This window comes from Rhodococcus chondri (assembly GCF_036327435.1).
GTDB classification, from domain to species: Bacteria; Actinomycetota; Actinomycetes; order Mycobacteriales; family Mycobacteriaceae; genus Rhodococcus; species Rhodococcus chondri.
Map to the genome: position 1 here is coordinate 1 of NZ_JAUZMZ010000193.1, position 8,336 is coordinate 8,336.

Below are 8,336 nucleotides of genomic sequence, written 5' to 3' on the forward strand. Positions count from 1 at the left end.
ACGTCACGCCGGGCAGCGTGCCGTCGGTGGTCACCCAGCCGTCCAGCAGATTCGCGGCCTGCAGTGCCGCTTCGATCCCAGCCGCGTCCGCGGGTTCGACGTGGTCGGCGAACCGCACCAGCCGCCACAGCGGTGCACCCTCGAGTTCGCCGCGTTCACCTGTTCGCGCCGCGAACGGTGGGGGAGCGTCGTCGTGTTCGGCCGCCACCGCGGCCCGTTCCGTCTCGAGGTCCCCGATCCGGGTCTCGAGGGTCTGGGCGTCGGCGGCCAGGGTGCGTCGCCGGAAGCGCAGGTCCTCGACCGCAGTCGCGGTGTGCTCGGCCACCACCGCAGCGGGAGCGGGTGCGTCGTCCTGTCCAGCGCCGGCGATCGCCGCGTCCAGCGCCTCGGGCAGCGAGTCGGAGATTCCTGCCTCCGCGTACTGCGCGGAATGTTCTGCCCACCACCTGCGCATCGCAGTAGAGGTTTCGGCGCGGGCCAATTCGACGATGGTCTCGGCCGATTCGAGTGCCGCGCGGGCGGTGTCCCGCCGGGCTCGGCTGCGCTGAGCCGACGATTCGGCCCGGTCGCGGGCGTCGGTGGCGCCGTCGACCCGGGCGAGTGCTCCCCGGACGGCTCGCACATCTGCCTCGCGCTCCTCGACGCGCGCGTCGAGCGCCGTGGGCAACCGATCCGGCGCCGCATCCGAGGACGCGGACCACTCGAGCCCGGCATCGTCCGCCGCGGCCAGCAGCGCATCCTCGCACCGGACCGTCGCCGCCGCCGCGGACGTCACGGCCTGCTCGGCCCGCTCGGCGTCGTCGGTGCGTTGCGCCACGGTCTCGAGGGCTCGCTGTGCCTGTTCGGCCTGCGCGACGGTGGTCCGCTCGAGATTGGCCACGGCCTGCGCAAGATCGTCGAGTTGCTGCTTGCCCTCGTAGGCACTCGAGCGTTGCAGTGCCTCGAGAACTGCGCGGGACTGCTCGAGGTCGCGCTCGGCTGCGGCGAGTTCCTCCTCCGCGTCCACGCCTGCCGCGCCGGCCCGCTCACGTTCGACCGCACCGGACCGCAACGCCTCGACGCCGGCGTGGACCGCGTCGAGCCGGCCCGCGACCTGCTCGACATCGGCGCGCGCCTGCTGCTGCAGGTACTTCCGGTACACCCGGACGAAGCGCTGCGCCGCCTCGTCCGCCGCGGCCAGCGACTCGAGCGCCCGCGCGACCTCCTCCATGTCGGAGAACGAGCGTGCCGCCTCGAGGACCAGCTGCTCGTCCAACGGGCGCAAACCGTCGGTCAACGCCTGCGACAACCCCTTCGGATCGAGGTTCTTCGCCAACTGCGGGCGCCGCAGCGTCAGAATCAGATTGATCAACTGGTCGTACCGCTGCGCACCCAACCCGAACAGCCGCGCATCGATGGCCGCCCGGTAGTCCACCGGCCGGTCGGTGACCGCCTCGGCGCCAACCTCGTCGACGAGTTGCTTGCGGGTCAACGGCCGGTCTTCGGCGTCGAGCAGCGAAAAATCCACGCCGACCCGGCCGTCGACGACGAAATACCACCGCGTCACCTTGTCGGTGCCGCGCGTCGCGCGCATCCCGATCCCGACGGTCACCGCCTCCGGGTCGTCGCGGTCGCCGCGGCAGAATTCCATCCACACATACGAATACGCGCTGTCCTGGCCTCGGTAGAGCAGGTTCGAGCGCATCGTGCGTTCCTCCCCGGCGAACGGATTGAGCCGCCGCGGCTCGATCCGCCCGTCGAACACGAACGGGAACAGCACCTCGAGCGCCTTCGTTTTCCCCGACCCGTTGGGGCCACGCAGCACGAGCCGGCCGTCCCCGAACGAGAACTCCTGATCCCGGTAGTCCCACAGGTTGATGATTCCGGCACGCGTCGGCCGGAAACGGGCACTCCTCACGACAACTCCACCTCGTTCGATTCGTCAGGGAACAGGTCGATCTGCGGATCACGGTCGCGGACACGAACCGTCACGCCCCGGAACCGCGCCAGCGCCGGCAACGCGAGCACCCCGCCCGGTACCCGCACCACCAGCCGCAACTTCTCGAGCAGCGTCAACGCGGCGTGCGCCAATCCCGCCGGGTCCGCCTGCCACTGCGCGGCGAAGGTGCGCCCGTACGCCTCGATTAGCCGCCCGACTGTGGCGGCCAGCCAGGCATCCTCGATCAGGGGATAGGTGCCACCCCCGCGCCCGGTCGGGACCTGCGGCTCCGCGGACGGGTCCGTCAGCGTCGCGAAGACCCCGGAACGCGGAATCGCAGCATCGACGGCCGCGACCAGGGACGCGTGCCCATCCGGCGGTAGCGGCATCTGCGCCGGCTGCGGCGCATCCGGATCGAGTACCCGCTCACAGATCTCTCCACCCAGCAGCAACGCCACCTGCGCGACCGTCCCCGTTCCCGGGAACCGCACATCCGACAACCGTCCCGAGGTATCCACCAGCGCAACGCCTTCCGCGCGCCGCTCGGCAACCAACCCGGTCAGCAGTTCGACCGCCGCGGTGGTGCGCGGCAGCGCCAGTTGCAGGGCCTCGTCCTCGTCGAGTTCGTCGGCGTACACCACGGGCCGCTGCACCAGCGCCCGCCGCACCCGCCGCGCCACCTCGGCGGTGTCCACCGCACGTGACCCGTCGCCGACTTCACGGTCGGAACCGGTGAGAAGCCCGCGCACCGAACCCAGATGCTGCAGTGCCCGCGGGGGCCGGAACAACGCGGTCACCACCGACCGATCGATGTCGTAGAGCGCCTCCCCGATGCCGGGATCCGACGCCCAGCCGCCCGCATCACCGTCGGCGAGTGCGATCGCGCCCCGCGCCGCCAGCCACGCCACCGCATCGACGAACGCATCGCGATCGGCGGCCCGATCGGTCGCCAGGTCGACCCCATCGATGCGGGAAGCGTCCGACGCCACATGCTCGGCCAGTTCCGACAGGCTGATCTGGCCGCTCGAACGACCGAGCGCCGCGACAGCAAGTGCCAGGTACGCGTAGCGGCGCCGGTCGAACGGGCGGTCGGTGGGCGTGGCCGTACCGGCGCCGGGATCGAGCCGATCCGCGACGGTGAACAACCGGGCCGTCGTCTCGGTCACCTCGAGTCGATACCCGAGAACCTCGAGAAGATCGTCGCGCAACTCGGGTGCCCATCGCCGCAGCAACGGCAGGACATTCCGGTCGGGGAACGTCGAAGTCACCAGGTGGTGAGTCAGTATCAACCGGGCCGCCCGCTGGAACGAATCCACTTCGAGCGCTGGTATATCGCGAGTTCTCACCAGATCACCCTCACTGTACGTCCACCGTCAGGCCATCGAGATACAACCGGCCCCGCGCCGTCCGCACCACCGTCGATTCCCGCTCGGGCGCAACGTCAGCTTCACCCCGCCCTGGGTGCCGGACGTGCCCGCCTCGTCCTTCACCCGGCCGCTGACCGGTACCCGCGCCGACAACGCGGCGTCGAGCAAGCTCAGCAGCACCTCGGTTTCGGGTTCGGACAGTTCCCTCTCCCGCACCCCACCGGCGGCCAGCGACGCCGCGGCTGCCGCGCGGCGACGCTGCGCGTCGAGCTGGGCCTCCCGCAGGCGGCGCACTCCCGCGTCGTTGCGCTGCACCCGACCCGGCGCTCCCGCGGCCGGCGCACGGCCCGTCTCGGCCAGGGTCCGGGATATCTCGACCGGCGGTGCCTCCCACCAGGAGCGGCCGACCGGGACGATGTCCGCGTCCGGGTGCGGCATCGAAAAGTGTCGCGGCCGACCCAGGTCGAACACCGCGCCGAACAGCGCGTGCGCGGCCTCCTCATGCGGTGCGGCCGCGAACCAGCCGGCGAGGTGCCGTAGCTGCGATTCGCGGCTGACCCCGCCGCGGCGGGTTTCGGTGACGCGCCGCAGCAGTGCCAGCACCCCCGCGATCGCGCTCATCGTGCCCTCGCGTAGCCGCCCCGATTCGCTGGCCGCCGAACCGACCCCGGTGAACCAGTGCACGAGTCCGTGCCAGCGCGCGCGCCAGTCTTCCTCGCGGTCGACGATCGGCAGCAGCACCCGTTCGTCGTGTGCCGCCGCCGACGCCAGCAACCGATCGATCCCGGTGTCTTCGACTCGTCGCAGTGCCGCCGCGAGTTTCGGCGCGTACCGCGCCAGATCCGAACTGAACTCGCGCATGTGCGCGAGCAGCGCATCCTTGTGTGCGAGAAACGCTTCCGGGGTGACCTCGGTGGTACGCACCAGATCGCCGAGCACCAGATAGAACCGGGCGGCCCGCTCGGCCATGTCGGACAACGTGGCGTCGAGCCGGCTCAGCTTCCGATAGATCAGTTCACCGTCGCCCGAGATGTTCGCCGCGGCCAGGTCCGTCAGGTCCGCAAGCAGATCCGCCAGCGCCAATCGGGACAGCGACGCATCGTCGCCGCGCGCGGTCAGTACGTCCTCCACGGCGCGGAACGCCCGGTATCCGGCCTGGCCGAACTGGTAGACGAAGTGACGGTTGCGGTACTCGGCGAGGGTCTCTGCTCGGGTGCCGTCGTAACTGCGTTCGAGCACACCCCATGTGTGCAGCTGTTCGAGCAGGGGCGCGATGTCCTGGGTCGACAGCGCGGACGTGCTGTCGCCTGCTCCGATCTGCTCGAGAATCGACGCGACCTCCCCGGCGTGCAACAGCACCACATAGTTCGCGCGCGCATGATCGAACGCGCGCAGCACCCACAGGTACTCGACCCGTTTCTCGGCGGTCGCGAACGAGAAAAGCTTCAGCCGGTCGTCCCGCATGAGGGGGTCGCCGACCTCTGCGCCAGGCACCCGACCGGTTTCGTTCACCCGGACAGGGTACGGGCACGCTCCGACGCGCCACGAACTCGACGGGTGAGGGACCCCCATAGTGCCGGGGCCCACACCGGTCGGATCCGTGACGCCGTCGTCACCTGCGCGAGGTGAACACCTCGGGCAGCTCAGCGAAGGTCGAACCGGTCGAGGTTCATCACCTTGTTCCACGCGGCGACGAAGTCCTGCACGAACTTGTCCTGTGCGTCGTCGGCGGCGTAGACCTCCGAGATGCCCCGCAGCTGAGAATTGGCTCCGAAGACGAGATCGACGGCGGTGGCCGTCCACCTCACGTCGCCCGTGCGCCGATCGCGGCCCTCGTAGGCGTTTTCGCCGGTGGTGGCGGGCGCCCACTCGGTGCCCATGTCGACCAGATTGACGAAGAAGTCGTTGGTCAGTGTCTCGGGCCGGTCGGTGAACACCCCGTAGCCGGACCGGCCGTGGTTGGCATCGAGCGCCCGCATGCCACCGACGAGGACGGTCATCTCGGGCGCCGTCAGATTCAGCATGTTGGCGCGATCGAGCAGCAACCGCTCCGGAGGCTGTTTCTCCCCGGCCGGAAGGTAGTTGCGGAATCCGTCCGCCGTGGGTTCGAGTACCGCGAACGACTCGGTGTCCGTCTGGTCCTGGGAGGCATCGGTGCGTCCGGGTGTGAACGGCACCGCCACCTCGTGACCGGCCCTGCGGGCGGCTTCCTGCACGGCGGTGCAGCCGGCCAGGACGATCAGATCCGCGAGAGAAATCTTCTTCCCGCCGCTCGCGGAGCAATTGAAGTCCTGCCCGATCCGTTCGAGCACCGGAAGAATCTCGGCAAGCTGCGCCGGTTCGTTCACCTCCCAATCCTTCTGTGGCGCAAGGCGGATACGCGCACCGTTGGCGCCACCGCGCTTGTCGGTGTTGCGGAAGCTTGCGGCCGAGGCCCACGCCGTGGCGACGAGTTGTCGAATCGACAGGCCCGAGTCGAGGATCGTTCGCCCGAGCGCGGCGATGTCGTCGTCGCCGACGAGATCGTGATCGACCGCGGGTACCGGATCCTGCCAGAGCTGCTCTTCCGGAACCCACGGCCCGAGGTAACGCGAGACCGGGCCCATGTCGCGGTGCAGCAGTTTGTACCACGCCTTGCCGAACTCTTCCTCGAGCTCCTCGGGGTGATCGAGCCACCGCCGGGTGATCTCCCCGTAGATCGGGCTGAAACGCAACGACAGGTCGGTAGTGAGCATCGTCGGGGGATGCCTGCGGTCCGGGTGGTGGGCGTCCGGCACGAGATCCGCGGCGGCGCCGTCCTTCGGGACCCACTGCCAGGCGCCCGCCGGGCTCTTCGTCTTCTCCCACTCGTACTTGTACAGGGTCTCGAGGAAGCTGTTGTCCCAGGTGGTCGGGGTCGGCGTCCAGATGCCTTCCAGACCACTGGTGACGGCGTCGGGCCCGACACCGGAACCGTGCGAGTTCTTCCAGCCCAGCCCCTGCTGCTCGATGGGGGCGGCTTCGGGTTCGGGTCCCACGAGGTCGGCGGGGCCGGCGCCGTGGGTCTTGCCGACGGTGTGACCCCCCACGATGAGCGCGGCAGTTTCGATGTCGTTCATCGCCATCCGGCCGAAGGTTTCGCGAATGTCCCGTGCCGCGGCGATGAAATCGGGATTGCCGTTGGGGCCTTCCGGATTGACATAGATCAGCCCCATCTGCACCGCGCCGAGCGGCCCCGACAGTTCGCGGTCACCGCTGTAGCGTTCGTCGCCGAGCCAGGTGTCTTCCGGACCCCAGAAAACCTCGTCGGGTTCCCAGATGTCCTCGCGGCCGNAGCCGAACCCGAAAGTCTTGAATCCCATCGATTCGTACGCGCAGTTGCCGGCGAAGATGATCAGATCGGCCCACGAGAGCTTCCTGCCGTACTTCTTCTTGATCGGCCACAGCAACCTGCGGGCCTTGTCCAGGCTCGCATTGTCGGGCCAGCTGTTCAGCGGCGCCAAGCGCTGGGCGCCCTTGCCGCCTCCGCCGCGCCCGTCGGCGATCCGGTACGTGCCCGCCGCGTGCCAGCTCATCCGGATGAACAACGGCCCGTAGTGCCCGTAATCGGCGGGCCACCAATCCTGGGACGTCGTCATCACGTCGAAAATGTCGCGCTTGAGTTCGTCGACGTCGAGGCCTGCGAACTCCCGCGCGTAATCGAAGTTCCCACCCATCGGGTTGGACAGCGGGGAGTTCTGGTGGAGTACCTGCAGGTCGAGCTGATCCGGCCACCAGTCCCGAACGGTACGGGGTCGCTTGACCTTCGGTGTCGGGGAGTCGATTACCGGGTTTTCGCTTTCGCTGTTGGACACGGTGTCATTCCTTCCGGGATTCGGTGTGCCGGACGATCACGGAGCCGACCGCGAAACGCGCGGTTTCGCCGTTCGTGGGGGCAGCCCGCACCGCTTGCATCGGGGGCTGCACACTCCTGCAGAGATGCACATGTCCACTATGGCGCAGGTTATAAACGCGGTCCAGAAAACGTCCGCATCACATCGGAGGCGGGGGCGGCACTGCGGTGGGAGGGCAGGGATGTGCGGGGTCAGCGGCCGCGCACCCGCACGCGGGTGAGCGTGAAGACCGCGAGCGCGAGGCCGAGCACCACGAGCATCGCGATGTCGAGCAGCCACCACGACCCGGTGTGCTGCCACAGCGGATCGGCTTCCGCGGTGGGATCCTTCGCCCGCAAGTCGGCTGTGGAAGCCACCGCCGCATACCCCCAGCGCGCGGGGAACAGCCAGGACAGTTGTTCGAGAACCGGCCGCCCGGTGATGGGAATCAGGCCGCCGCTGAGCACGAGTTGCACCATGACGGCCACCACGAGCATCGGCATCACCTGTTCGTTCGAGCGGGCGACCGAGGAGAGCGCGAGCCCGAACAGTACGCACGTGAACGTCGTCAGGGCGATGCCGACGACGAGTTCGACACCGCCGAGCGGAAGAAGGCTGCCGGTGGCGGGCAGACCCTTGCCGAGGGCCACGACGAGCACCAGCAGCACGGCCTGGACGACGGCGGCGATACCGAACACGATGATCTTCGCCGCGAGATACGCGGACGGTGCGAGTCCGGCAGCCTGCTCTCGGTGGTAGATCATTCGTTCCCCGACCAGGTCGCGCATCGTGAGCGACAGACCCATGAAACACGCGCCGAGGATCAGCAGGATCAGCACGAAGGCGAGTTCGCCGGGTTTCTCGCCGGGGGCGAGGGGCTCGAATCCGGAGCTGCCGGGGACCAGCAGCGCGAGCCCGCCGAGCACGAACGGCAGCGCGCACAGGAATACCAGATAGCCACGATCGGCGCCGATCAGCCGCACCTGCCGGCGCGCGACGGTGCCGAGCTGTTTCCTGCGGGAGGTGTGTGCGGGGCGTCCGAGCGGACCGGGTTCGCTCGGCGGTGGATGGTCGCCGGTCGCGGTGCGCACCATGTGCTCCGCGTAGACGGCGTCGGGTTCGGCGGCGACCCGCGAGAAGATCTCCGCCCAGTCGGAGCTGCCGAGGGCGGCGCCGCCGTCCGCGGGGGCGCCGACGAAC

3 protein-coding genes and 2 pseudogenes are annotated in these 8,336 nt (G+C 69.2%); all 5 read right to left on the minus strand.

The features are described from left to right. Nucleotides 1-1,897, minus strand: a pseudogene (locus Q8814_RS22490) (TIGR02680 family protein); the annotation flags it as partial. Continuing rightward, nucleotides 1,894-3,264, minus strand: coding sequence for a TIGR02678 family protein (locus Q8814_RS22495; RefSeq protein WP_330154201.1), 1,371 nt, complete (start codon nt 3,262-3,264; stop codon nt 1,894-1,896). The gene Q8814_RS22495 and the pseudogene Q8814_RS22490, both read right to left, overlap by 4 nt. 10 nt (nt 3,265-3,274) lie before the next feature. Next, nucleotides 3,275-4,749, minus strand: a pseudogene (locus Q8814_RS22500) (TIGR02677 family protein). A 179-nt stretch (nt 4,750-4,928) separates the two neighbouring features. Beyond that, nucleotides 4,929-7,118, minus strand: a complete 2,190-nt coding sequence (katG, locus tag Q8814_RS22505; protein ID WP_330154202.1) for a catalase/peroxidase HPI — start codon at nt 7,116-7,118, stop codon at nt 4,929-4,931. Between the two features lie 230 nt (nt 7,119-7,348). After that, on the minus strand, nt 7,349-8,336 hold a 988-nt coding region (locus Q8814_RS22510), incomplete at its 5' end, for an ABC transporter permease (RefSeq protein ID WP_330154203.1).